This is a genomic window from Providencia sp. PROV073, from assembly GCF_033688125.1.
In the GTDB taxonomy this organism is placed as follows: Bacteria; Pseudomonadota; Gammaproteobacteria; order Enterobacterales; family Enterobacteriaceae; genus Providencia; species Providencia hangzhouensis.
On record NZ_CP096353.1, the window covers coordinates 1,320,270 to 1,346,317 of the forward strand.

The following is a 26,048-nucleotide window of genomic DNA, read 5'->3' on the forward strand; positions in this document are numbered from 1 at the left end:
AAGGGGCAATAAAAATGATTAAAAACGCTTTATATAATCCGAGTAGCATTGCAAAAACGTGTTTAACGACGAGTTTTGGATATGTCGTAGTACAGCTAGATATAACGATTGTCAATGTTGCCATGCCTAGTATTGGACAGACATACTCAGCTAACCTACATAGCTTACAATGGATCGCTGATGCTTATGTAGTAGTTTTTGCCGCTTTGCTTATCAGTGCTGGTGTGCTATGTGATAAATATGGTAGTCGAAAAATCTACTTTATTGGTCTTTTGTTATTCTTCATTTCCTCATTAGTTTGCGCATTCTCACCAACTATTCGGACACTTATTATCGCTCGTATTATACAAGGGGTAGCGGCAGCTTTGATTTTACCTGCTTCACTTTCACTTTTAGCATTATCAACATCTGAGAGCGATCACGCCAGAATAAAAGCCATCGGTTGGTGGAGTGCTATTGGCGGCTTTGTAAGTGCCACAGGTCCTTTTATTGGCGGTGTATTAATAGACCTGATTCATTGGCGAGCAATTTTCTTAATTAACATACCCATCTGTTTAGTTGGTTTATTACTAACACCTTATTTATTAGAAGAAAGTCCTCTACAAAAAAATAAAAGCCTCGATGTCAAAGGCCAGTTATATGCAATTGTTAGCGTTTTAAGCATCATTTGGGCAATGATTGAAGCAGGCAAAAGTCAGTGGAGCAATCCTCTTATTTATGTAAGCCTGTTTATTTCTATTTTTACCCTAATGTTGTTTATTCGGCAAGAAAAAAGAGTATCAAACCCTATGTTTCCTCTTGAGCTATTCAAAATTAGTAGATTATTTCCTGCTTTACTTGTCGGATTAGTCATTAATTTTGCTTTTTATGGTGTTATTTTTATTCTCAGCATCTATATGCAATATGTCAGGAAGTACTCTCCGACATTAACGGGACTTGCGTTAATGACCTTTGTGGTGATCATGTTTGCTAATTTGTTTAGTGCTTATTTAGCTAAAAAATTTGGTGAAAAAAATACAGTCATTCTAGGTTTAATAATTACCAGTCTTGCTTATCTATTAATTACATTGGTGATGGTATATGAAGGTTCATATCTTTTATTGGTATTGTCATTAATTTTAATGCCTATTGGTACAGGTATAGCATTACCAACATTACTTGCTCTGTTTATCTCATCAGTAAGTAAACAGATGGTTGGCACGGCTTCAGCCATTATTAATTCATTCAGACAACTTGGTAGTGCTTTGGGGATCGCAATCCTTGGCATGTTTATTGTGGGAAATACATCTACTATTAATCATGGAGCAATCACTGCTTTAGTGATCTCTGCTATTTTGATGTTAATGGTGGGGGTATTTTTTTATTTTTTCGTCCAACAAAGAAACAGGTAGCATAATGAATAACTCGATTATAATTATTATTGATGGGATATCAACTGCCGTAGGATATGCTCCCGCATTTAAATCTTACGGAATTGATTGCATTCATATTTACAGCTCAAAGACATTCAAAGATAAATTTAGTCATTTAATCAAAGCTGAAGACTATACTTTTGTTTTTGAATATGAAAATGATTTGTCTTTTTTACTAACACAATTGAAACAATTTCATATTTTAGCAGTATTATCTGGTGTTGAGTCAGGCTCTGAACTTAAAGATAAGTTAAGTGAAAGATTGGGACTACAATATCGTAACGACGCTAGCACAAGCGAAGCTAGATATCACAAATACATCATGACACAAACAGTCAATGAGCATGAATTGTTAGCACCAGAACAGTTTACCAGTACTAATAAAGATGAATTGTTGTACTGGATTAAAAATAGGAATGTATTTCCTATTATTTTAAAACCAACCAATAGTGCTGGTGTTACAGGTGTTTTTAGATGTAATTCATTGAAAGAAGCTGAACACTATATTGATACTATTAAAGACATGAAATCGTATTTTGGTGTTAGCAATAATATGATTGTTGCGCAGGAATGTTTGCAAGGGCAAGAGTACATTGTCGATGCTGTATCTTTGGATGGTATGCATAGAATTATCAATATTTGGGAAGTTTATAGGGAGGAAGGTTCCTCTCCTCTATTAGATGGCATGATTATTGTTGATCACTCTCAAGATAAATTCCAACCGATTATTAACTATGCAAAACAGGTTTTCGATGCGCTTGGTGTACGTAATGGCCCCAGCCATCTTGAACTCATGCAAACAGCAAAAGGGCCCTGTATTGTGGAGCTTAATGCAAGGTTACATGGGAGTTTAGATTTAAAGTTGTCTACGTTGGTGAATGGGTATGATCAGCTTCACTGCGTTGTTGAATCTATATTATGCCCCTATCATTTCAAGCATAATATCAACCAACCACCTATTTTCCACGGTTTTAGCGTACATCTATTAATAAGGTCGGCAAAGCAGGAATGTTTAACTTCATTAGATATTTGGGAACAATTCGCAAAGTTTAAGACTTATGTGGGCTGCAAAGTTAATTATCAAATTGGACAGCAGGTAAAAGTCACTCGCGATTTAACTACAGCGCTAGGGTCAGTGGCTCTTTATAGTGAAAGTTATGATGAGTTGTTGACTGATTGGAAAAGGATCAGAGTCTTAGAACATTTTACTGTTGAACATAGATCAAATTGGCAACACTCAAATATTTCTATTTAATCATATAGAAGGGAGATAAATATTAAAACACAAAACACGGTCAGAATTTTCATTTAACATTTACACAATTATTTTCAATAAAGAGATATAACTCTATTGACATATAAAATGCATTATTTATAAAAAATAATGTTTATTAATTATATATTAAAATAATATTTGTTATTGCGTTGTATTTTTTTTTCTGTTTTATATCGCAAAGAATATAAAGTAAAGCATCGATAAAATTAATAAAGCAACAAAAGAGGTAATTATGTATCAACAAAATGAAAAAATTATTCTATCTAGTCAAGAATCGGAAATAATCCGTAATGCGTTAAATGAGATTGAATATGACCCCAAAGGAGGCATGAACTATTTAAATAAATTAAAGCAAACTGCTTATAACATATTTCCTGAACGTGTTATTGTTGGTATTGAAAAAATGAAGCTTCTGACTGAAGAGGCTTATGGTTGTATTTCAATTGAAAATTTACCAATCGATAATGAAGTCACAGGAAGCCCTCTCTTCAAAGAAACAGGTAGTAGTTTTAAAGGAGGGACAATAAGTGAAAATGTATTGATTGCATTAAGTCTTATCGCTGGAGAACCTTATTCAATTTCTCATGAAGGTTTAGAGCTAGTCAATAATTTAACACCTCATCCAGATGCAACGAAAGAATATACTGGCTTAGGCTCAGAAGTAGAGCTTGATTTTCATATTGAAAATGCAGCACAAGCACACATGCCAGAGGGAGATACTTCCCCATTATTCTTAATGCTACTGGGTATTAGAACGGATATTGATAATGGCCCTTTCACGCGTATAGCGGATATGCGTAATGCATTGAAATTAATGTCAAAAGAAGATATTAAAGAACTCTATCAAAGCAACTATATCATTAAAGTACCGTATCGTTGGAGAGATGCAACAATTACCCCGAGGAGTAATACGGGATTAGTCCCCGTACTCTCAGGCCCTATCACTTGCCCACAAATAACAGCTGCTTTTTATCCAGATATGATGGTGACAGCGAATATCGCAGCAAAACAGGCCTTAGATAATCTTTATGAAGCTCTAAAAAAAGTATCATTTGGAGTTCAAATTACCCCTGGCCGATTGATTATTTTAAATAACCATTTTGTTTTACATTCAAGAGATCAATTTGAAGCCAAGTATGATAAGAATGGTCGAGCATACAGATGGGTACAGCGAGTTTTTGTAGCTCCAACACTCTGGAACTATAGGAATTATCAGCGTCTCCATGAGCGAGTATTCAATGCTAAAAATTTAATAAACAATGACTCTGCAGCATAAGTTTAAATTATTAATTTAAGCTACCCCTACTGGGGGTAGCTATAAAAAATAGGCCGAGTACTCCATAAAGACCTCTTAAATTATTTTGGCAAAATATGTTTAATGTTTCCAGTTTAAATTCAGATCCACTCACAGGGCATTGAACTCATAGTAAACCTCAATACCTCACTCTGTAGTCATTAGCGACTGTGCCACACTATTTAGCCATTAACTTCATCGACATAGATAGAAGAATCAAACAGTTATATTTGGGACGAGCTTCAAGCCAACTCCACCAAATTATAGTAAGAGCATCATAAACCCGTATTTTAATTGCCTAGCCCTAACAATAAGATCAACTCTCAACCTAAATTTTAGTGATCAACTAAAACGTGCAACAGAGGAAGCAGAAAGGGCAGAGCAGATAGATGAAAAATAATTATTAAAAAATATCCCCCTTAACTAAACACCAAGGGGGGTATTTAAAATTGTTTTTAGCACCCAGCTATATTTATTTGTTTATTTTAATAAACTTAAAAATGGGTTACATCTATTACGACAGCGACATTATAACTAAATGAACCAGTCTTCATTTCTTCATTGCCAGTTTTCATTAGTCCTGCTTTGAGTGCAAAAGTCATTGATCCCGGTTGAGGGAGTGCTGCTGCTCTTGGTTTAGTTATTCCGTTTAATTTCTCGCCCAGAGCATCTTCAATAAATACACCAATACTTGGATGAGTCGTCTTAAAGATATTATCAACTCCAGACACATTTTGCCCAGTAGCATAGACGCTCATTTTTGCTGGTGTATGACATTTTAAGACAATATTCAGTGGTTTTTTTTGAGATGTGTATTGAGTTTGTAGCAAGCTGTTGTAATCAAGCTCTCCGAAATGGATGCTTTCGGTGTTATTACTTTCTAATGAGCAGGGGGGAGTATCTATATTAAAGGTTCCATTAACATCGACCTGTAATTGTGTTGGTTTTGCGATTAAGTTACTTGCAAAAAATGCCGTTAGCAAAATAGATAGCTTCATTATGCGTTTCAAAGTGTTACCTCCAGTGTAATTGATAAATCCTAAGTTTAACTCTTGCTAACTGTACAGGGATGTATATGACTCGCATATTGACGGATGTACGTAATTATGAAGTTCTGTGATCTTCAATCTCAAAAGCTAATTTTAAAAAACAGGTTGAAAAGAAATCTGTATGGGAAACCGCAGTATAGACAGATAGAGCAACAATAAAAACTAATGCGCCAACTCAAGTAGTTGGCGCACTTTAAGCGTTAGTCAAACAGCGAGGATAGTTTTTTGTACCAAGAGTCTAGAATTTCGCGTTTTTTTCTTAAGTAATCATATCTATCATAGTATTTTTTAGACACTCCTGGCCTTTTATGGTTTTGTACCATATCCCTCATTTCTGAGCTTATCCCCATTTCCCTGCCAATGTTTTAAATGTCCGTTTTATATCCATTGGTATAAATTTTTTAAACGCATTACGCTTGCAAAACTTATTTAATTGTTTTACGTATTCTGATGTTAATAAATGGCTTTCTTGAGTGTCAGAAGGGAATAGAAAACTGGATGTCGGGTATAACAATTCCTGAATATTTAAAATATCGATATCAGGTTTGGTTAATGGTATTACATAATAGTCCTCTGTTTTTTAAATATGCGGAGGTACAGTCAATGTGTTATTTTTTATCACAATTATCACAATTATCACAATTATCACAATTATCACAATTATCACAATTATCACAATTATCACAATTATCACAATTATCACAATTATCACAATTATTAGCTACTATTTCCAATGGCCTCTTTGTCCAGCAGCGTAAACACAGAATAAAAATAGTCTGGCATAGTCGGGATTAATAGGATATTAATTGCTCGGTTTATTAAATAGTTATGAAAAACATGAGTAGGATTATTTCTGGTCAGTCTTTCATTATCTGCAATAAAAGCTTTAACTGATGATATTTTTGCAATGCTGGAGGCTTTGGGAAAACTGATGCCTAAACCTCTTAATTTTTGAGTCACAAAATAAAAAGGGGACATGGTACGAAATTGAATAAATTTAAGCTGTTTATAATCAATGTTATATGGATTTATATTGAATCCTGTAGGCCTTTAACCCTTCTTCGTTCAACTGACGTCTAGCTATATCAGTTTCTTAAATGTATTGATTATCATGGAAACGCGACTGTTCATCATGCGCCAGTCAGTTAGTGCAAAAAATCAAAATAGTTCATAAATAATATATGCGATTTGACGTATGTATTATTTATGTGTAATTTAAAGAAAAGATTGAAGAGGTACACATGGAACCATTACAACTGTTTAAAATTTTAGGTGACCAAACAAGGCTCGATATCGTGCTGCTTTTGAAAGCAGCTGGTGAACTGTGTGTGTGTGATATTTATACGGCTTTAAATCTATCGCAACCAAAGACATCTCGGCACTTAGCAATGCTAAGAGAGTCAGGTCTTCTGTTAGATTCAAAGCATGGCAAATGGGTTCACTATCGCTTATCTCCGGCATTACTACCATGGGTAAAAAGCATTATTGATGTCACCTATGCTACAGAGAAAAATAGAGTGTCAGGCTTACTTCAAAGTTTGAATGCAAAAGAGATAAATAATCATTGCTCTTAGTGATTTTTTAACTAAACGAATATGAAAATTCGTATATGTTGATTCAATAAGTATTAAATACATATAGTCGATAAGGCTTATTTTAGAGGAGTAAAAGGTGCACGAAAGCACCTTTTAAATGAGGTTGTTATGTTTATTGCCGCATTCAATTTTATTTTAACGATCACCTTTGTTATTTGGCAGCCCAAAGGACTGGGTATTGGCTGGAGTGCTACAGTCGGGGCTGTATTGGCACTGATCTTTGGTGTGATCAGTTTTCAAGATATCCCGATAGTTTGGAATATTGTGTGGAATGCCACTGCGACATTTGTTGCAGTAATTATTATTAGCCTACTTTTAGATGAAAGTGGTTTCTTCGAATGGGCGGCATTACATGTTGCTAAGTGGGGCGGGGGTAAAGGAAGATTACTATTCAGTTATATCGTGCTACTTGGTGCAACGGTGGCGGCTTTATTTGCCAACGATGGTGCAGCATTGATATTAACGCCCATTGTGATTGCGATGTTATTGGCACTTGGTTTCAACAAAGGTACGACATTGGCATTTGTTATGGCTGCTGGGTTTATCGCAGACACAGCGAGCTTGCCGCTGATTGTTTCGAACCTCGTGAATATCGTTTCTGCGGACTTCTTTAATATTGGATTTACGGAATATGCATCAATTATGGTGCCAGTGGATATTGCAGCAATTATCGCAACGCTCGTGACGTTGCATTGGTTTTTCCGTAAAGATATTCCTAAGCAATATGATGCCACTAAATTGAGTGCACCTGCTTTAGCTATTAAAGACATAACGACGTTTAAAGCAGGTTGGCTTGTATTAGTGTTATTACTTGTTGGTTTTTTTGTCTTAGAGCCTTTAGGTATTCCGATTAGTGCGATTGCCGCTATTGGCGCCTTAATTCTTTGGGTGATTGCGGCCAGAGGCCATACGATTAATACCAAAAAAGTATTACGTGGTGCGCCGTGGCAAATCGTCATTTTTTCCCTAGGTATGTATTTGGTTGTTTATGGTTTAAGAAATGCAGGGCTAACCGATTATCTTTCTGAAACGCTCAATTATCTTGCTGATAAAGGACTATGGGTAGCAACGCTAGGCACTGGATTTATTACGGCATTTTTATCATCCATAATGAATAACATGCCCACGGTATTAATTGGGGCTCTATCCATTGAAGGGAGTGAAGCGACAGGGTTAATTCAACAAGCGATGATTTACGCCAATGTGATTGGTGCAGATTTAGGTCCTAAAATTACGCCAATAGGGAGTTTGGCGACATTGTTATGGCTGCATGTTTTATCACAAAAGAACATGACCATTACATGGGGATATTATTTCAAAACAGGGATTATCATGACTATCCCTGTACTCATTATCACACTCGTTGCGTTAGTGCTTCGACTTTCACTGTTAAATTAAAGGTAACCCAATGAATGAGATTACCATCTACCATAACCCCAATTGCGGTACTTCGCGCAATACCCTAGCCATGATCCGTAATGGTGGGGTTGAGCCGACGATTATTTATTATCTAGAAACGCCACCAACTAAAGATGTGTTAATAAAACTTATTGCCGATATGAAAATTACGGTAAGGGCATTATTACGAAAAAATGTTGAGCCGTATGAGCAATTAAATTTAGAACAAGATAGCTATACTGATGACCAAATTATTGATTTTATGTTGCAATACCCAATATTGATTAATAGGCCAATTGTCGTCACGCCGTTAGGCGTAAAGTTGTGTCGGCCTTCTGAAGTTGTGTTAGATATTTTGCCTCAACCTCTTACAAGTGATTTCATCAAGGAAGATGGTCAAATAGTGATTAGTAATCACCATGTAAAACACAAAAAAGGATTAGGTTAATTAGTTTAAAATCTAAGAAAGTTGAGTGTTTTATCTATGTAATTAAATAAAACTTGTTCTAGGGAACACAATACAACTAACTATTATTCACGTTAGCTATCGGTTCCCTATTTTCTTGCTAATCATCTCATGGAAATCTAGCTCTGAAGTGGCATAGTGATATACATTTCAATAGCTTGATTTAAAGTTTTGATTGATCGCATTGTTTGGTTAAATTGTAATATTACTTCATCAGATGTATTACCAGTAAGGAAGTACTCTTCTAGTAATTTACATTCTAATGCGATTTTTTTAGCGCCAATAATTTGGCTAGAACCTTCTAAACGATGACAATAATGCGCTAAATTAAGCCAGTCTTGTTTTTCGAATAAGCGTTCTGCTTGTTGTATATCTTCTATATTTTCTTGAAGACTCGTTTGAAGTAATTTATTTAATAACTGTTGGTCATCCTGAGTCAACTGCATTAATGCATCTAAATTAATTAAACTATTTAACATTGGTGGAATGGGCTCTTCTGTATCTTCTTCTATTTGTTGAAGGGTGCAGCGTAATAGCAGGGCTTCAATCTGAGATAGACGTAAAGGTTTAAATAGGCAGTCATCCATACCCGCCTCTATACAGCGTTGGCGTTCTTCTTGCCTTGCATCTGCAGTTAATCCAATAATAATTAGAGTTTGGGGGGATATTTCCCGTAGTTGCCGAGTTAATTCTAACCCATCAATATCAGGCATATTACAATCGGTAATTACGATGTCTATTGCATTTTTCTTCCATAATTCGAGGGCTTGTTTCCCGCTCTTTGCTTCAGTGACATGATGACCAAATCTTGTTAATTGACGTACTAATAGCAGGCGATTTGCAGGATGGTCATCAACGGCAAGTATTCGTAAGCGTTTATTATTTTTTGTGGTCTTATAAAGTGTCGGAAGCGAAACTCTAGTGTTTTTACGATGCTTGACGGGGATATCTATTAAAAATTGAGTGCCATGCCCTAATTGGCTGTATAAGGTAATAGTCCCATTCATCATGGATATAAGTTGCTTACAAATAGCTAAGCCAAGACCTGTTCCTTTATGTTTACTGCTTGATTCAGCTTGGGTATAGGGGGAAAAAATCAATTCTTGTCTGTTCTCTTCAATTCCCATTCCTGTATCAGAAATAATGATCCTTAAAATATTTTGTTCATGGTTCTGTGGGAGATAATTAATGATAACTTCAATAGTTCCTTCTGAAGTAAACTTAATTGCGTTGTTAAGTAGATTGGAAATAACCTGACGTAGTCGAAAAACGTCAATATATATTTCATCAGGATGGATTGCATTAAGATGATAATGTAGAGAAATACCTTTTTGTTTAGCTAATCCTTCAAACAAACGGACAACGAGAGTTGCTAATTCATTACTTTTTACCCACTCAGGAACGAGTTCCAGTTTTCCTGATTCAATTTTTGCCATATCTAAAATATCGCCTATAAGTCCCATCAATGATAATGCGGACTCATACGGTATTTGAATTGATTCTGTTATATCATCTTGCTGATTTTTATTCGTGGCGGCTAATTCTAATAACCCAATAATTGCGCTGATATGGGTACGAATTTCATGGCTCATGATAGCAAGGAAATTGCTTTTTGTTTGGCTTGCATGTTCTGCGCGTTGGCGAGCACTAGAGAGCTCAATAAGGAGCTGTTCATGTTCAGTTATATCTTGCCAACTACATATAAGGCCAGAGATATTACCTTGATTGTCTCTATATGCGACGGCTTGATGCACTATGACCCTTTCACCCATTCTATTTTTTATTTGATAACGTTTAGGCGGAGAAACTAGACTATTAGGATCATCGAAAAGAGAATGCAATTCTTGATAAATTGTCGATAGCGGGTGTTGTTGCGATGTCAATGAAAGTTGTTTTATGTTTTCATTATCAGGGCTGAAAAAACTCTCCCATGCTGAATTACTATTTATTATCGTTCCGCTTTTATCAATGACATAAATAGGAACAGGAGTACCATTATAAAGAGTTTCTAAGAATATAGCCTGTTCTTGTAAGCGTTTTTGTGTATATTTTCTTAATCGAATTTCACGATGTAAATAATAATTCCATATTAAAGACGTAATAATAAGAATAGTGGCAATACAAGCTAATGTATAGAACTCGGTGCGGTATACTGTCCATGTATCCATTTTAACATCTGGTGAGCCTAGCCATTTATTAGTTAATACTGATATATCTCTCGGCGGAATAGATGCAATCGCTTTATCTAATATGCTATATAACTCAGGCTGGTCACGTCCTACGGCAAACGATATATAAGCTGTATCCTCGTTTAATTGTTCGCTGATTTTTAATCGACTACGAAAATATCGGTCAATCATATAGTGAGCGCTGATAAGATTCTCGATGGTACCATCTACTTTTCCTTCATTGACCATTTGCAAAGCAGTATAGGTATCTTTAGCTTCAACTAATTCCACTTGAGGATAGTTCTTTGTTAGCCAGTCGTGAATTGCATTGTCAGGGGTAATTGCAAGTTTTGCTGTCTGAGCAATTTTTTTGTGGGCTAATGGCGTGTCTCTAACAATTAAAACAAATGGGGGAAGAACATAAGGACGAGTAAATAGTAATTCTTTATCATTTTTTGAATTTTTTGTAATTGAAGCAATGAAATCCCCTTTATTTTTTTTCAATAAAGCAATCTCATCTTTTTCAGAGCTTGCTTCAATGACTTTAAAATTAATATTTGTTTTGAAATGGATGAGATTAAGTATATCTGCAGAAAGGCCATGAAATTGTTTTTGTGAGTCAAAAAATGTGAAGGGGGCATTTAGTGAATTAATGACGACCTTTAACTCGTTGTGTTGTTTTAGCCAATCTATTTCCTTTTGTGTGAATACCACAGATTGTTTTAGCGCCCATAAATCGGGTTTTGAACTCCAATGATGAAAAATAATATCATGCTGAGCTAATGATATTGAGCTTAAAATGATATCCACAGTACGCTTTAATTGCGCATTTTTAGGATGGAAGAGAAAGACTGGGCCAATATTTTCATTAGAGAAAATCTCAGCAGTGGATAATGTTGTTGCATAGTGGCGTTCAAGTAAAAAATTAGCCACGATCATTCTGCCTAGGAAGTAATCATTTTCACCAAATGCGACGGAAGATAACGCATTTTGCGGTAAAGGAAAACGTTCAATTTTAGCATCAGGAAAATATTTTTTGATCCATTCATTGCTTGGATAGCCTTGAACTGTAGCAATACGAGCACCATGAGGTATGGGATGCTTGTTGGACATTGCCGCTTTTCGTGAAATAAGTACAGGATAATCAGGGATATATGGAGCACTTTTGAGAAAACCATAGCTCTCGTTTCTTTGCCTTTTGCCATCATCAGCTAACATATCTATCTCGCCATTGAGCAGACCCTGTAATGCTATATCTCTATCTGGGTAGTAGATAATTTTGAAGCGCAAACCTAAGTTACGCATGATGGTCATGATGCTATCTGCAGAAATTCCTTTATAAATTCCTGGTTCTAATACTAAATCAAAGGGAGGGTTATTAGGAGCGTAGACACCAATCGCTAATTCTTGTTTTTCTCCTAGCCATCTCCAATCATAATCACTTAATTCAAATTTTGATGGGAGAATTTCAATTTGGCTATAAAGTCTGACTTCATAAGGTTGGAATGCAGAAAATGAGCAAGGAAACAGACCAATAAGCAAGCAAACTATTAGGATTAGGTTACGCATCAATATATTAATCCAAATTATTGCGTTGAATAAAGTCGTATAGCTCTGCAATATTATGAAGATCTAATTTAAGCATTAGTCGTCTTTTATAAGTGCTAACAGTTTTATCGCTGATGCGCATTTGTTGTGCAATGTTAATGCTTTTCATCCCTTTAGCCAGTAAATGTAAGACTTGTAGTTCTTTTGTGGAGAGCTCGGCGATTTTTTGTTTGTCATTAAGATGATTACTAGGGGAAGCATCCATTTTATTCAGATTAAGTGGAAAGTAGCCATATCCATTTCTAATCGCATGAATTGCGACATGTAGTTCCGTTAAGTTATTGCGTTTGCTAATAAAACCACTGGCACCGACACTTGCACAGCGACGAATGTAATGGTCATCATCCTTTGCAGATAACACAAGAAGCCCTCCCGTGTAGTTATTTTTACGCAATCGCTGCATGACATCAATCCCATTAAGTGATGGGATATCTATATCTATCATGATTAAGTCGGGAGAGAGAGTTTTAGCAAGTTGGATAGCTTCATGGCCATCAGCGGTTTCCCCTACAATGGTCATGTCATCTTTTTCTAATAGTATTCTTACAGCAAGCCGTGCTACTGGATGGTCATCGACTATCAGTACTGTTTTCATATTTTTCCCTTTCTGGCTAGTAAATTAAAGCGCGATGAACATAGGTGCAGGTGCCAAATGAAAAATTAATTGTTTTTTTTATTAGTTTAATGAGCGTTTGAATTTGCTGCAATGTATATTTTTGTAATATTTATCTGTCATAAATTTAATAATTAACTTACATAAATTGCTTTTTTGTCTTATTACATTTTATGGCTATTCCTCTCAAAATACACCTATGCACTGTGGCTGTGTTCAGATGTCTCTACTGTTTTATGGAAAATACAATAGAGCCTTCAATTCTTAATAATTAGATTAGCCTAAACTAAACCTAGGAGGTGAATGATATTATTTTAATAGATAATGACGATCATGGAAACTAACTTTACGAAACTATGTTTTTCTCTATTTCACTACATAGAGTGTATCTCGCCATTTCTATTTAACAGATTAATGGCATAAGGATTAATAAGTTAATGGATTAAACAGGTACCACAGACATTAATGGGAATTAATGTGGTAGTGATAACCATAATATATTAATAAATTAAATATTTTAACACTGGGTTATATATTGATTCAGTAAAAAAGGAATTAGAAATGAAAAAGATTATTGCTACTGCTATTTTTGCTGCGCTTTGTGTTGGTCAAGTTGCTAATGCTAAAGACGGTACAGTTAAATTCGTAGGTGATATCGTGACTGCACCATGTGAGGTAGCACAGAACTCTTGGGACCAAACTGTTCAAATGGCTCAAGTTAAAACAGCTACATTCGCAGATGCAGGAGCTAAATCAGCGGATAAGAAATTCCAAATCAGCTTGCTGAATTGTGATGTGGCTCAATTCAAGAATGTAGCTGTTTCATTCGCGGGCCAGGCTAACGGAGATGATGCAACACTTTTAGCACTTGATGGCGGCCAAGGTGCAGCTGAAAACGTTGGTGTGGCAATCTATGACGGTAAAGGTAAAAAATTAGCTTTAGGTACAGCGACTGCTGATACTGCATTACAAGTTGGTTCAAATACTCTTTATTTCTCTGCAGCTTATGTTTCTACTAAGAAAGATGTGAAAGCAGGTTCTGCTAATGCAACAGCAGACTTCAACCTGACATATAAATAATAGTGAATTTCCTTCAGGCCACTATGCCGGTGGCCTGCTTTTTGTTCGAAGGGGATGTAATGATTCTTAATAGCCTTTTTATTAATAAGTTAATACTCGTTTTTTTACTCATGTGTTTTAGTTTCTCTATTTATGCTGCTGGTGGTGTCGTTGTCGGTTCCACCCGTGTTGTATTTGATGGCTCAAAGAGAGAAGCTAATCTTAGTTTAAAGAATAATAATGATAAAAGTACTTATTTAATTCAGTCTTGGGTTGAAGATGCCTCAGGGAATAATAAGACTCCATTTATTATAACACCGCCACTTTTTAAATTAGACCCGGTTAAAGAAAATATGTTGCGTATTGTGCGTGCTGGTGGAAATTTACCTGAAGATCGCGAATCGGTTTATTATGTCAATGTAAAAGCTATTCCACCCGCTCCAGCTGAAGAAAGTGCTAATACTTTACAACTAGCAATTAAAACTAGAATGAAATTATTCTATAGACCTGCTGGTTTGAAAGGTAACCCAATGGATTCCTATAAGGCTCTGGTATGGAAAAAAGAGGGTGATAGCTTGCGTATAGTTAATAATACGCCTTTTTCTGTCACATTAAGTGAAGTGAAAGTTAATGGTAGTGAAATAGATAAAGTCGACCTTGTCCTGCCGATGAGCAGCACTATCTATAAACTGCCATCAAAAGTGAATATAGGTGCTCAGGTAGTGTTTACAACTATTAATGATTATGGCGGCACTTCTGAATTGCAAAAAGCAATACTTCAATAAACAAGCAAAATATTAAATAAAATAATAGCGTTTTAAAGCATTTTATTATTAATTTTTTATAGGAAATTTTTTGCGCAATATATTTATTAGAGGGAACGAGGGAATGAACAAAACACGATATAGAAAGAATTTTTTGGCCTTCTCTTGCATTACATTGGGAATATTTAGCGCCTATCCTGTTTTAGCCAAAGAATTGTTTAACTCTCAATTTTTAGAAAATATTAATAGTAATAGCGTTGCGGATTTTTCTTTATTATCAAAAGGTGATGTAGACCAATTACCTGGTGAGTATTTGGTTGATATTTATGTTAATGAACAATCAGTAGCGAAACAGAATATAAAATTCAGTACCAGAGAGAATAAAGCAAGCTATTCCTCTGATAGCGTAGCACTTGAGCCTTGTATTTCATATGAGCAACTACAAGCTTATGGTGTACGTGTTGAAGCTTTTCCACAGTTAGCACAATATGGAAAGGATCCAGTTCAATGCAAGCCATTCTCAGCTTTTGAGAAAATTATCCCTTATGCATCATCTCATTTTGATTTTAATCAGCAGAGATTGTATTTGAGCTTTCCACAAGCATCTTTGACCAATTTAGCAAAGGGAACGATTGACCCGTCAATGTGGGATGAAGGAATCCCTGCACTACTAACAAATTATAGCTTTACAGGGAGTAACTCGACGAACACAGGCAGTCATATTAGTGATAAGTCAAGTGATAGCTATTTTTTGAGTTTACGTTCTGGGCTTAACGTGGGGGCATGGCGCTTACGTAATTATTCAACATGGAACAGTAGCAATGGTAATAATAGCTGGAGAAATATTAATACCTATCTCCAGCGGTATATTGCTCAGTTGAAGTCGCAAATAATTATGGGGGATACCTATACACCTGGCGATATTTTCGACAGTGTACAGATTCGTGGTGCACAAATTGGTACCGATGATGACATGCTAGCAGACAGCCTGAAGGGCTATGCACCTGTGGTACGTGGGATTGCACGTACTAATGCGACGGTGACGATTAAGCAAAACGGATATACCGTTTACCAGAGTTATGTGGCTCCTGGCCCATTTGCTATCACTGATTTGTATCCAACCGCCGCGAGTGGCGACCTTGAAGTAGAAATAAAAGAGTCGGATGGAACAATCCAAAACTTTATTCAACCCTTTGCGAGTGTGCCTGTTTTGCGTCGTCAAGGGCAAATTAAGTACGCATTTTCAGCGGGGCAATATCGTAATGGTCACAGTAGCCAGCGGCCATTTATAACGCAGGGCTCACTTGTTTGGGGGATCCTAAATAGCTTGACCGCTTATGGTGGCCTGCAAGTTGCAGAACGCTACCGTTCTCTGGTGCTAGGGGTTGGTCAGAATATCGGCGATTTTGGTGCATATTCTTTTGATATTACAACAGCTCATAGCGAAGATGTAACACGATATGGTAATGGCTCTACAGGCCAATCTTATCGCTTATTGTATTCTAAATCTTTTGCAAATACGGGAACGGACTTTCGTTTATTAGGGTACCGTTATTCAACAGAAGGGTTTTATACCTTCCAAGAAGCTGTTGAGCGTCGATATCAAGATTGGGATTTTGCAGACGATAGCCGCTATTCTTACCACCGACGCTATCGCCTTGAAGGAACATTAACGCAGCAACTAGGTAAAGATTTAGGGTCTATCTATTTTTCTGCTAACCGACAAGATTTCTGGAAAGGGCAAGGTAAGCAAACTCGATTACAAGTAGGTTATAACAATAACTGGGGCCCTTTAAATTATGGTGTTTCTTATAGTCGAGCGACATATCCAAACCAAAGAGAAACAGACCAAATTTTCAGCTTCAATGGTTCATTTCCACTCTCTGCGTTATTACCTAACACATGGGCGACTTACAATATGGTTAGCCAGCGCCATGGACCCACAACTCACCAAGCGGGGATATCAGGCACATTACTCGATGATAATAACCTCAGTTATAGCGTTCAGGAGAGCTATGGTTCTAAAGGGCAGGGTAACGGTGGTGGAGCCAGTCTTAGCTACCGCGGTGGCTACGGTAATATGAATTTTGGTTATAACTATAGTAAAGATTCTAGGCAGTTAAACTATGGTGTTGAAGGTGGTGTTTTAATTCATGGAGATGGTGTAACACTTTCCCAACCAATTAATGAAACTGCAATATTAGTGAAAGCGGTTGGTGCCAAAAATACCAATATTACAAGTTATACCGGTGTTAAAACAGACTGGCGGGGTTATGCCGTATTACCTTTTGCTCAAGCCTATCGATTTAACCATGTTGAGTTAGATACAAAAACATTGGGTGACAATGTGGAATTACAAGAAAGTGCTAAGAGTGTTGTGCCAAGTAAAGGGGCAATTTCTAAGGTTGAATTTATTACACAAGTTGGCTATCGCGCACTGATTACATTGAAACATAAAAACGGCACGGTGATACCTTTTGGTGCGTCGGCACAATTAGTTCAAAACAATGGAAAAGCAATGAATAGCTCCATAGTAGGAGATGGTGGACAGTTATTTATCAGTGGGTTACCGGAAAGTGGCAAACTGGAAGTTAAATGGGGACGCCAAGCGGCACAAAGTTGCTTTGTTAATTATCAACTGCCAGTGAAATCAGCGAATAAAGATGCCATTGGTATAATTCAGACTCAAGCTGTATGCCAGTGATTGGGAGATTGTAATGAGAAAGCTATTTAATGTTCGCATGTCAAAACTATTATTGGCTCCCAGCTTGTTGGTTGCTTTAGTATTGAATATTTCTGATAGCCGTGCTGCGATTGAAACAGAGATGTATAACATTTGTTATCCTGATGGGCCAGCGACGAGCTATTCACTTAATCTTACTGGTAATATTGGTGCATCATTTAACAAGGCTGGCACTGAGCTCCCATCTAAATTTAGTTGGAATGATGGGAAATCATATAAGATAGTTTGTGCATGCGTACCCGGTGTGGAATGGAATCAGACTTATTATTCAGCATTTTATCAGAGGAATGATATGTCGACTAATGGTCATGCGCCAGGCTGGGAACGCGCTAATGATTATATTGATATCAGGACTTTTGTTGCAATTTGGAACCAAAATACAGGTGCTACCGCTATGTACCGAGTTCCCTTCAGAGATATTTCTAATTATACCTCTGAAGGGAAATGTCCAAATACGGAGCTTAACCAATTTGGTCGAAGTCGAATAAGACAGACTATCACTAGCGGCGGAGTCGGAAGGATGGATCTTTATATAAAGAAACCATTTGTTGGCCGTACTACTTTTAATATTCCGAATTTTTATTTTATGTTTGCTAATAATGATTATCAGCGCAACGGACCTGCTATTGTTTCTGTAGGTATTAATATTGATATAACCGCTCCGCAGTCCTGTGAAATTAATGCGGGACAGAGTATATCAATTCCATTCAATGATGCTGCTCAGCGAAATTTTGTTGCGGCTGGTAAGGGGGGCATGCCAGCGGGGGTAGTTCCACAGTCTAAAACGTTAAGTATTAAATGCTCTAATATGGATGCCTATGCAAATTTAGATATGCGCTTTATTGGTACTGCTGACCCAAACCGAACTAATGATGGTTTTAGTACGACTAATAAAGATATTGCTATTGCAATAGAAGGGCCTAATGGTCGCTTAACACCGACTACAGGGAAACTCCCTTTGCAATTAGATGCTAATCAAAACGGTTCGGTAACTATCAAAACTTACCCTTTCAGTAGTACTGGTCTAGCTCCTGCGGTAGGCAAGTATTCATCAATTGTAACTGTGCGTTTAGACTTTAGATAATAACAATGGAGATAACTATTATGAGTAAGGCAATGGATCGTAGTCATCATTTTCCGTGGTCAACAATGAAAAAAGTGGGTGTTTTATCATTATTGATTGCAGTCAGTGGTGCAGCACATGCAGCGGATATTACTTTGAACTTTAGTGGAAATGTTGTGGTAACAGGGTGTGATATTTCTGCAAGTAGTAAAACAAAAGCGATAGCTTTCGGTACTGTGGATTTAGCGAAAGCGACGGCTGGAGGGACAGGGAGTTCGGCCTTGAAAGATGTGGATTTTTCTTTAGATTTTACCAATTGCGTGAATCTTAAGAATATCAGCTTAGTGATGGATACAACCAAAGCCGTGACGGGATTTGCTGATTACTATTCTATCGATGAGGGGACAGGTAAAGCTGGTGGCTTAGCGGTTGGTATCAAGGGAACAGATACAGCAAAAACTGTTCAATCACCAGGAAAAGAGGTTTTATGGGCAAAAACAGCGGCAACAAATAATATTCTTTTTAAAGCCACATTATATAAAACCGGTGCAGTAACTGCGGGAGCAATTACAGGGCTTGTGAATGTTACTGTGAAATATAATTAGTATTAATTATCTATTTTAAAATATTACTTCTAATAATATAGAACCAAAGGTTACATAAATGAAAAAAACTTTTGTATTAACGCTAATAAGCGCTATGGCAGGTATCGCTTTAATTTCAGGCGCACAAGCGGCTGATGCAACATTAACATTGAAAGCAACAATAAAGTTGGCGGGTTGTGATATTTCAACAGGTACAGGTAAAGACCAATTAGTTGACTTTTCAGATGTTACCGTAGTTAAAAATGCGGTCAAAGGAAGCTCAATAGCTAAAAAGGATTTTAATCTGCAATTTCAAAATTGTGCAGACTTGAAGGGCATTGATGTTTCAATGAAAGGTACTGCTGATACGGATTTCGCCGGTGGAGAACTGTTTGCGATTGATAAAGGTACAAATATGTCCAAAGGCGTTGGTGTCAAAATTATTGCGAAAACAACCGGTGGAGAAAAAGTCCAGAAGCCAGTCGGTGATACGGTTGTTTGGGGAAGTCTTTCAGGGGCTAGCGTGACTTTACCTTATCGTGCTGAACTAGTTAAAACGTTAGATACGATAACCGGGGGAGATGTTCGTTCAGTTGCCGAAGTTAGCGTAGCATATAAATAAAATATTAATAGATTGAATGGTGTTATAGATATTTAAAATAACTGATGGTATTGTCGTTTTATTATCTTAAAACGACATAAAAATTTAATTTATCTACTTTTACTATAGAAGTGATTCAATAATTTATATGCATATTATAAGGCAATGATTAATTCAAGAACTAGCATCTTTATTCGTTAATTTTGATTTGCGATTATTATTTGGACTGATTATGAAATTATATTCGTATAGGTATTGTTATATTTTTGGCATAGTTTTTTCGCTATGCCCTCTATTTTCATCAGCTAGTGATTTATCGTTAAATTTTACTGGAAATGCAATTGTTACAGGGTGTGATGTTGAATTTGGAAATAGTGGTAAGAATCAAGAAATCGATTTTAAAACAGTAACAACGACGAAAAGTGGAACTGGTCTTTCTGGCTTGGTCACTCAACCATTTTCATTAAAATTATCTAGTTGCGTGGGAACAATTAATAAAGTTTCTGTGAGTATGTCTGGTAAGGCTGATACTGGCTTTCCTGAATACTTTGCCATTAATAGTGGCACTGGCAGTGCGCAAGGGTTGGTTTATGGTGTGAACGTAAAAGGAGACAAGAATAAAAAGCAAAAACCCGATGGTACAGTTGTTGAGTGGTCATCGACGGCACAGCCATTAGAATATGAAGCCACTTTGTATAAAACAGGGAATGTTGACGGTGGTCTCGCACAAGCGAGTATTGATATCAGTATTGGGTATCAATAAATAATAGCTATTTAATATAGGAGAGAGAGGATGAACATAAGCCGTTTATTCAGGGGAACTGTTTTAGTCGCAGGTATAAGCTTCGTTTCATCAGGGGCACTGGCTTTGGATGCTTCTGTTCAGATTAAAGGCAAAATAAAATTGATGGGATGCGAGGTTGATACCGGATCAAAAGATCAAACTGTTGATTTTAAAAGGGTCAATGTGCCGGTGAGTTACCCTTCAGGAAGTGTTGTAGCCGAGAAACCATTTACGATTAAACTACAAAATTGTGAATCAACCGCAGTTGCTGATGTTTCGATGAGTGGTACCCCAGATAGTTTTAATGCGGATTATTTTGCATTAGATTCTACGAGCCAAGATTCAGCAAAAGGAATCGCACTGCGTATTAAATCAACAAATGGGGATGTTCAGAACCCTTCAGGTAAAGTAGTGACATGGCGTTTTAATTCATCAAGTAGTGAACAATTATTAACATATAATGGTGCATTAATTAAGACGAGTGATATCACTAACGGTAAAGTGAATGTAAATGCAGAGTTTAGCGTTAATTATCGTTAATTTTAATATAGAAAAATAATAGTGTGTTAATTAATCTAATAATAATGGTTTAATAACTTTTATTATATGAGTTTATGATTATTTTTTATTTGAGAAATATAAGTTTATTGGAAGTTGTAAATCTCGAATACGCTTTTTTATAGCATATCAGGGCGTTAAACTTTAAGGCTACAACACTAAAAATAATAGTGTCGTTATAATTAGGACAGTACGTATGAGCGTATATAACACTGAAATTTCTAATAGTTTTATTGGGCAGCAGGTTCGCAAACGCCGCCTTCTTTTAGGTTGGTCTGCGAGTACATTGGGGAAAAAATCAGGCTTGAGCCAACAACAAATTTCACGCTATGAAAGAGGAACACAGAATTTCACTATTTATCGTTTATGTATATTTGCAAATATACTGGAATGTGACTTAAATTACTTTTTGGGGCATGAAACTGATCTTGGCTACCCATTATAAGTTGAATATTAAATTTAATAGCTTCTTGAGAGAGGAGCTATTAAAAATCAACATATGTAGACATAATCTGTTTATACTTGATGAAAACATCAAAAAAGATGGCAACAAATAAGCTCCTATGCTTATTTATAATATCTGTCTGTTTTATAAAAAAGTATGTTTAGTTTACATATATTGCTATGGTTATAGCAGTATTATGTTTTTTGGGGACGAATAGAAACGGTATTATTTGGGGATCTTGTGAAAAATGTAAATGCTAACTCAGCAATGCTAAAAGGATGCTTCTAGCTGGCTGGTTGCTTATGGTATAATAATCGCACAAAAATATTGTGCTACAGCTATACTTTTTAAATCTTATTTTTAATCCATTTTACATTGGATACCCCAGTAATGAACATTAGTCAGCTTAAAAGCTTTGTTGAAGTAGTGAGGAGTGATTTTAATATCACCAATGCGGCTGAAAAATTGTATACCTCTCAGCCAACTGTCAGTAAACAACTTAAAATATTGGAAGATGAGTTAAACGTTTCATTATTCAATCGAAAAAATAATAACTTATTGTCGCTGAGCCCGATTGGTGAAAAAGTTCATCATGTTGCGTGTGATATTCTTGCGCAGTTCGATAAAATTAAAAGTATCGTGTCTCATGAAGACTCGACGATAAAACAAAACCTGCATATTGCAACAACTCACACACAGATCCGCTATAAATTGCCTCAAGTGATTGAGCGTTTTAACGCACGCTATCCCAATATTTCTTTGCATTTCCATCAAGGTGCGCCTGCTCAGATTGCAGAGATGGTAAACAATGGCGATGTGGACTTTGCCATTGCGACCGAGTCTATGCACCTTTATGATGATTTATTGGTGATGCCTTGTTACCAATGGTCTCGCAGTATTATTGTTCCACATGACCACCCATTGGCTCAATGTGAACAGCTTAAGATTGAAGACCTTGCAGGCTACCCGCTAATTACTTATGTTTTTGGTTTTACAGGGCATTCAAAGCTCGACCAAGTCTTTTATCAACATAAATTAACGCCAAATGTTGTTTTAACTGCCGTAGATACTGAAATAATTAAATACTATGTAAAACGGGGTGCTGGGGTCGGTATTATTTCAACCGTGGCTTTTGACCCAGAGGAAGATAGCGAAGCATTACGTTGTATTGATATCAGCCACTTAGTAAAGCCAAGTTATACACATGTATGTATTAACCGGCACATGCATTTAAAAGATTATATGTATGATTTTATCTCTCATTACGCACCTCACCTTGATTTGAATTATATTCATCAGCCGAATCAATGGGTACCGACAGAACAAAGCGAGCGTGATCAGTTATACCGAGAATTGCCAGAATTGTAACTTATAAGTGAATGACTAAGAAAAAAGCCGAGTAATTGATTGTCCAACTATTGGGGGTCACTTCAATTTACTCGGCTTTAGTATTACTGTGTGTATTATATTTATTCTAACGAGTGGCAATATTAATAAAAATTTGAGCGCCAATCAGTAAACAATCGTCATCAACAAAATAAGGGTTAGCATGTAAGTAATTATTAATCCCTTTTGCTTGATTACCACTTCCTAAGAAGTACATGGCACCGAGTTTATCTTTAGTGGCATTGATCATATAACTGAAGTCTTCACTGCCAGTCATTGGCTTACCATTTGAATCAATCTGCTCAATCGGTAAGAAGGCGGCAGCGGCATCATAAATCACTTTGGCTGCTTGTGGGTGGTTGACAACGGCAGGATATCCGCTGGCTTCCAGTGTTGTTTTAAACCCACCGCCTTCACTACGAGCCACAATTTCATGGAAGCTGGCTTTTAATATTTTGTCCGTTTCTTCATCCATTGAACGGATCGTTCCGCGTGCTTGCACATGATCCGCCAGCGCATTTGGGATGGTTCCGCCGTTAATCATGCCGCAACCAAATACGGCAGGGCTGAAAGGATCAGTTTTTTTGGCAACAATGTAGTCCATATAATCAATGATACGCGTTGCTTCGCGGATAGCATCTAACCCTTTATGAGGGGTTGAGCCGTGGGCAGAAACACCGTGGACATCTAGTGTCCACGCTGAGCCGTATGAGGACATAACCCCAGAATTGAATTTAATATAACCCGTTTCAAATGCAGCATCATTGTGTAGGCCGTAAACTTCGTCTACTCCTTCCATACACCCCATTTCTACCATTTTGTTAGCACCTGGCACACGCATATCTTCTTCTGCCATTTGGAAGATAAAGCGGACGTTATGGGTGAGCTCAGAACGGTTTTCACTGAGGTACTTCGCTGCCGTTAAAGCGATGGTCATGTGGGTATCATGTCCACAGTTATGAGCGCAGCCTTCATGGACAGAACTGTGCTCATTGCACGTTAAATCAGGCATTTCAAGGCCATCAATGTCAGTACGATAGGCAATCAAGCGCTTTGTTGGGTCGACAATCAATTCAGCGGTAAAACCTGTGTAGCCTTCGAATAAACGAATGTTATAGCCAAAGCTTTCCATCAATTCACGGCAATATTGTGAGGTTTTGAATTCTTGCCCAGACAATTCAGGGATCTTATGTAAATCCTGACGTGTTTTTTTGCTAAATGTTTCTAAAGCAAAGAGCTTTTCACTGATATTGTATTTATTGGTCATTACGTTTTATCCCGTATACAAAAGCGTTTTTAATGCTGTTAAAGGGCCCCTGGTGTGAGCATGGAATAATGAACAGCACGCTCATTTAATTTATGTGTATTTTAAAAACTAGATTCAGAAATAGGGTGATTTCTACTTCTACTCGTTATTTTTTATCTATCAATTTATAGGGTCAATTTTAGCGTGGATATTAAAAAAGTGAGCGTGACGGAGATCGTGTTTATATCATATCAGTATTGCATGGCTCATGAATAATAAGGATGGTAATTTATTAAAATAATAATAAAAAATCATCATTTCAATTAAAATCCTTTTATATCAATTTGTTATGATTTTATTTTTCAATTTTAATATTAAGGATATTTATATTTTAAAGCGAGCCTGAATAGGGTTTAAGTTAAATTTTTTATTTAAAGTAGGGCGGTGATTGGCATGATTTTAGAAATTTTTTAAATGAGATGGTGAATGTAAAAAGAAATTAAATTAATGCGAAGAAAAAATTTTAAAGGTGGGATAAAAGCTAAAAAAATCATATTCCCCTTATTATAATTAACATAGCAATAAGGGGAATATTTTAATAATTAGTTCTTAAAAGAGCCGATAAATGAGAGGTATTCCTCTTTGCTCATTAATGGGGTGTAATCAGCTAACATCTCATCAGCTTGGGATGCATCATCAAATAACAGGTCAATAATTGCCATTGCCATCATTTGAGCTGGGCGGATATAGGCCATATCATCATCAAAAACAACGTAATCTTTACCATGCAAACCACCACGAATTGCGCCAATCCATGGGTGACTCACTGGCATGATATGTGATAAGTCACCTGTATCAGTGCTTCCCGTCATGTGCCCAGCAACCCAAACATTTTCTTCACCAATCAAGTCATGGGCATTTTGCTGCAACAAATGGTTCAACGTATCGTTGTTATACAGTGGGAGGTAACCCGGTAAATCTTTGACTTCTACCTCTGCACCGACAGACATTGCACCAGCAACCAATGCGCGAGTAATACGCTCATTCGCATCAATCATTGCAGGGACATTTGACGCTCGGACATAACTTTCCATACGGACATCACTTGGGGTGACATTGACCAAATCGCCGCCTTGCGTGATGATCGGATGAAAACGAATATAATCTTTTTCTTGGAAGGTCTCGCGGATCGCATTCACTCCCATAATCCCCATCATTGCGGCATTGAGGGCATTGACACCTAAGTGAGGGGCAGCCGCAGCATGAGATGCTTTCCCTTTGTAATTAATCAACTTGCCAATAAACCCATTGGTGGTGGTCGACATTTCAATAAAACCGGTATCACGTTCTGGTTTGACACTGGTTAAATGAATTTGCATCGCCATATCGATATCATCAAATTCACCAAGGGATATCAGCTCTGGCTTACCGCCGATATAACTAATTTTTCCTTGTTCAATCAGTTTATTACGATAAGCCAGTTCAACATACTCCTCAGCGGGAACGGCGAAAGGAACGACGTCTCCCGCAAGGTATTGCATAGCACCTGACTTAACCAGACCAATAGTCACAGCCATCATATTAGCGATTTGGGCATTGTGCCCACAGCAATGGGCAGCACCCGTTAAATCATCGGCTTCTGGGTGTTCTGCACAAATAATCGCATCGAGCTCACCAATCACAGCAATACTATGTTTACTCCCTTTTCCACCTTTAAGGCGCGCCTTAACACCTGTTAATGCGAGTTGGTTTCGGTAATTAACGCCTAGCGCAGAAAATGCAGCTTCCACTTTTTTTGCTGTTTTGATTTCTTTGTAGCCTAGCTCAGGCTCTGCCCAAATATCATCTGCTAATTTCTTTATATCCCCTTTATGGGATGCAATTGTCTCGCAGACGATGGCTTTCAATTGGTCTTTGGTCATTGTCATGGTAAATA

Annotated in this window: 21 protein-coding genes; 16 read left to right on the plus strand and 5 right to left on the minus strand. The window is 36.9% G+C overall.

Features of this window, described 5'->3' with window-relative positions:
* The first annotated feature begins 14 nt into the window (after nt 1–14).
* From M1F17_RS05860 to M1F17_RS05870, 3 genes are all read left to right on the plus strand, one after another.
* On the plus strand, nt 15–1,391 hold the full coding sequence (locus M1F17_RS05860; protein WP_094961286.1) for an MFS transporter: 1,377 nt from the start codon (nt 15–17) through the stop codon (nt 1,389–1,391).
* A 4-nt stretch (nt 1,392–1,395) separates the two neighbouring features.
* On the plus strand, nt 1,396–2,667 hold the full coding sequence (locus M1F17_RS05865; protein ID WP_094961287.1) for an ATP-grasp domain-containing protein: 1,272 nt from the start codon (nt 1,396–1,398) through the stop codon (nt 2,665–2,667).
* Between the two features lie 253 nt (nt 2,668–2,920).
* Nucleotides 2,921–3,964 (plus strand): TauD/TfdA family dioxygenase, encoded by a 1,044-nt coding sequence (locus M1F17_RS05870; RefSeq protein WP_197701513.1) that lies wholly within the window; start codon nt 2,921–2,923, stop codon nt 3,962–3,964.
* Nucleotides 3,965–4,476: 512 nt separating this feature from the next.
* On the opposite strand, the gene M1F17_RS05875 is transcribed toward M1F17_RS05870, so the two are convergent.
* Nucleotides 4,477–4,980 carry a fimbrial protein gene (locus M1F17_RS05875; RefSeq protein WP_094961288.1) on the minus strand — a complete coding sequence of 168 codons (504 nt, stop codon included), beginning with the start codon at nt 4,978–4,980 and terminating at the stop codon, nt 4,477–4,479.
* Nucleotides 4,981–6,272: 1,292 nt separating this feature from the next.
* On the opposite strand from M1F17_RS05875, the gene M1F17_RS05880 reads away from it, so the two are divergent.
* From M1F17_RS05880 to arsC, 3 genes are all read left to right on the plus strand, one after another.
* The gene (locus M1F17_RS05880) at nt 6,273–6,605 is read left to right on the plus strand and encodes a metalloregulator ArsR/SmtB family transcription factor (RefSeq protein ID WP_004262433.1); all 333 of its coding nucleotides are present in this window, start codon (nt 6,273–6,275) and stop codon (nt 6,603–6,605) included.
* A gap of 129 nt (nt 6,606–6,734) precedes the next feature.
* Nucleotides 6,735–8,024, plus strand: coding sequence for an arsenic transporter (locus tag M1F17_RS05885; protein WP_094961289.1), 1,290 nt, complete (start codon nt 6,735–6,737; stop codon nt 8,022–8,024).
* 10 nt (nt 8,025–8,034) lie between these two features.
* Nucleotides 8,035–8,472, plus strand: a complete 438-nt coding sequence (gene arsC, locus M1F17_RS05890; protein WP_094961290.1) for a glutaredoxin-dependent arsenate reductase — start codon at nt 8,035–8,037, stop codon at nt 8,470–8,472.
* Nucleotides 8,473–8,609: 137 nt separating this feature from the next.
* Here arsC and M1F17_RS05895 read toward each other — a convergent pair whose 3' ends face one another.
* Together M1F17_RS05895 and M1F17_RS05900 are read right to left on the minus strand one after the other, a co-directional pair.
* The gene (locus M1F17_RS05895; RefSeq protein ID WP_318837301.1) at nt 8,610–12,227 is read right to left on the minus strand and encodes a response regulator; all 3,618 of its coding nucleotides are present in this window, start codon (nt 12,225–12,227) and stop codon (nt 8,610–8,612) included.
* Nucleotides 12,228–12,234: 7 nt separating this feature from the next.
* Entirely contained in the window at nt 12,235–12,861 is a 627-nt protein-coding gene (locus M1F17_RS05900) for a response regulator (RefSeq protein ID WP_004262426.1), read from the minus strand.
* A 579-nt stretch (nt 12,862–13,440) separates the two neighbouring features.
* Here M1F17_RS05900 and M1F17_RS05905 point away from each other — a divergent pair.
* The 10 genes from M1F17_RS05905 to M1F17_RS05950 all read left to right on the plus strand — a co-directional run bounded on the left by M1F17_RS05905 (nt 13,441) and on the right by M1F17_RS05950 (nt 22,848).
* The gene (locus tag M1F17_RS05905) at nt 13,441–13,959 is read left to right on the plus strand and encodes a fimbrial protein (protein ID WP_094961292.1); all 519 of its coding nucleotides are present in this window, start codon (nt 13,441–13,443) and stop codon (nt 13,957–13,959) included.
* A gap of 59 nt (nt 13,960–14,018) precedes the next feature.
* Entirely contained in the window at nt 14,019–14,723 is a 705-nt protein-coding gene (locus tag M1F17_RS05910) for a molecular chaperone (RefSeq protein WP_141240667.1), read from the plus strand.
* Between the two features lie 103 nt (nt 14,724–14,826).
* Nucleotides 14,827–17,406 (plus strand): fimbria/pilus outer membrane usher protein, encoded by a 2,580-nt coding sequence (locus tag M1F17_RS05915; protein ID WP_318837302.1) that lies wholly within the window; start codon nt 14,827–14,829, stop codon nt 17,404–17,406.
* Nucleotides 17,407–17,419: 13 nt separating this feature from the next.
* Nucleotides 17,420–18,529, plus strand: coding sequence for a fimbrial protein (locus M1F17_RS05920; RefSeq protein WP_094961295.1), 1,110 nt, complete (start codon nt 17,420–17,422; stop codon nt 18,527–18,529).
* Nucleotides 18,530–18,549: 20 nt separating this feature from the next.
* A complete protein-coding gene (locus tag M1F17_RS05925) occupies nt 18,550–19,113 on the plus strand; it encodes a fimbrial protein (RefSeq protein WP_318837303.1) in 564 nt (187 codons plus the stop codon).
* A gap of 58 nt (nt 19,114–19,171) precedes the next feature.
* Nucleotides 19,172–19,714 (plus strand): fimbrial protein, encoded by a 543-nt coding sequence (locus tag M1F17_RS05930; RefSeq protein ID WP_094961297.1) that lies wholly within the window; start codon nt 19,172–19,174, stop codon nt 19,712–19,714.
* A gap of 211 nt (nt 19,715–19,925) precedes the next feature.
* The gene (locus M1F17_RS05935) at nt 19,926–20,456 is read left to right on the plus strand and encodes a fimbrial protein (protein ID WP_094961298.1); all 531 of its coding nucleotides are present in this window, start codon (nt 19,926–19,928) and stop codon (nt 20,454–20,456) included.
* 30 nt (nt 20,457–20,486) lie between these two features.
* Nucleotides 20,487–21,017, plus strand: coding sequence for a fimbrial protein (locus tag M1F17_RS05940; protein WP_004262411.1), 531 nt, complete (start codon nt 20,487–20,489; stop codon nt 21,015–21,017).
* A 214-nt stretch (nt 21,018–21,231) separates the two neighbouring features.
* Nucleotides 21,232–21,480, plus strand: a complete 249-nt coding sequence (locus M1F17_RS05945; RefSeq protein WP_004262407.1) for a helix-turn-helix domain-containing protein — start codon at nt 21,232–21,234, stop codon at nt 21,478–21,480.
* A gap of 390 nt (nt 21,481–21,870) precedes the next feature.
* Nucleotides 21,871–22,848 carry a LysR substrate-binding domain-containing protein gene (locus M1F17_RS05950; RefSeq protein ID WP_196731629.1) on the plus strand — a complete coding sequence of 326 codons (978 nt, stop codon included), beginning with the start codon at nt 21,871–21,873 and terminating at the stop codon, nt 22,846–22,848.
* A 106-nt stretch (nt 22,849–22,954) separates the two neighbouring features.
* On the opposite strand, the gene M1F17_RS05955 is transcribed toward M1F17_RS05950, so the two are convergent.
* The gene (locus tag M1F17_RS05955) at nt 22,955–24,133 is read right to left on the minus strand and encodes a M20 metallopeptidase family protein (RefSeq protein WP_096863235.1); all 1,179 of its coding nucleotides are present in this window, start codon (nt 24,131–24,133) and stop codon (nt 22,955–22,957) included.
* 581 nt (nt 24,134–24,714) lie between these two features.
* On the minus strand, nt 24,715–26,040 hold the full coding sequence (locus tag M1F17_RS05960) for an amidohydrolase (RefSeq protein ID WP_004262397.1): 1,326 nt from the start codon (nt 26,038–26,040) through the stop codon (nt 24,715–24,717).
* Between the last annotated feature and the right edge of the window lie 8 nt (nt 26,041–26,048).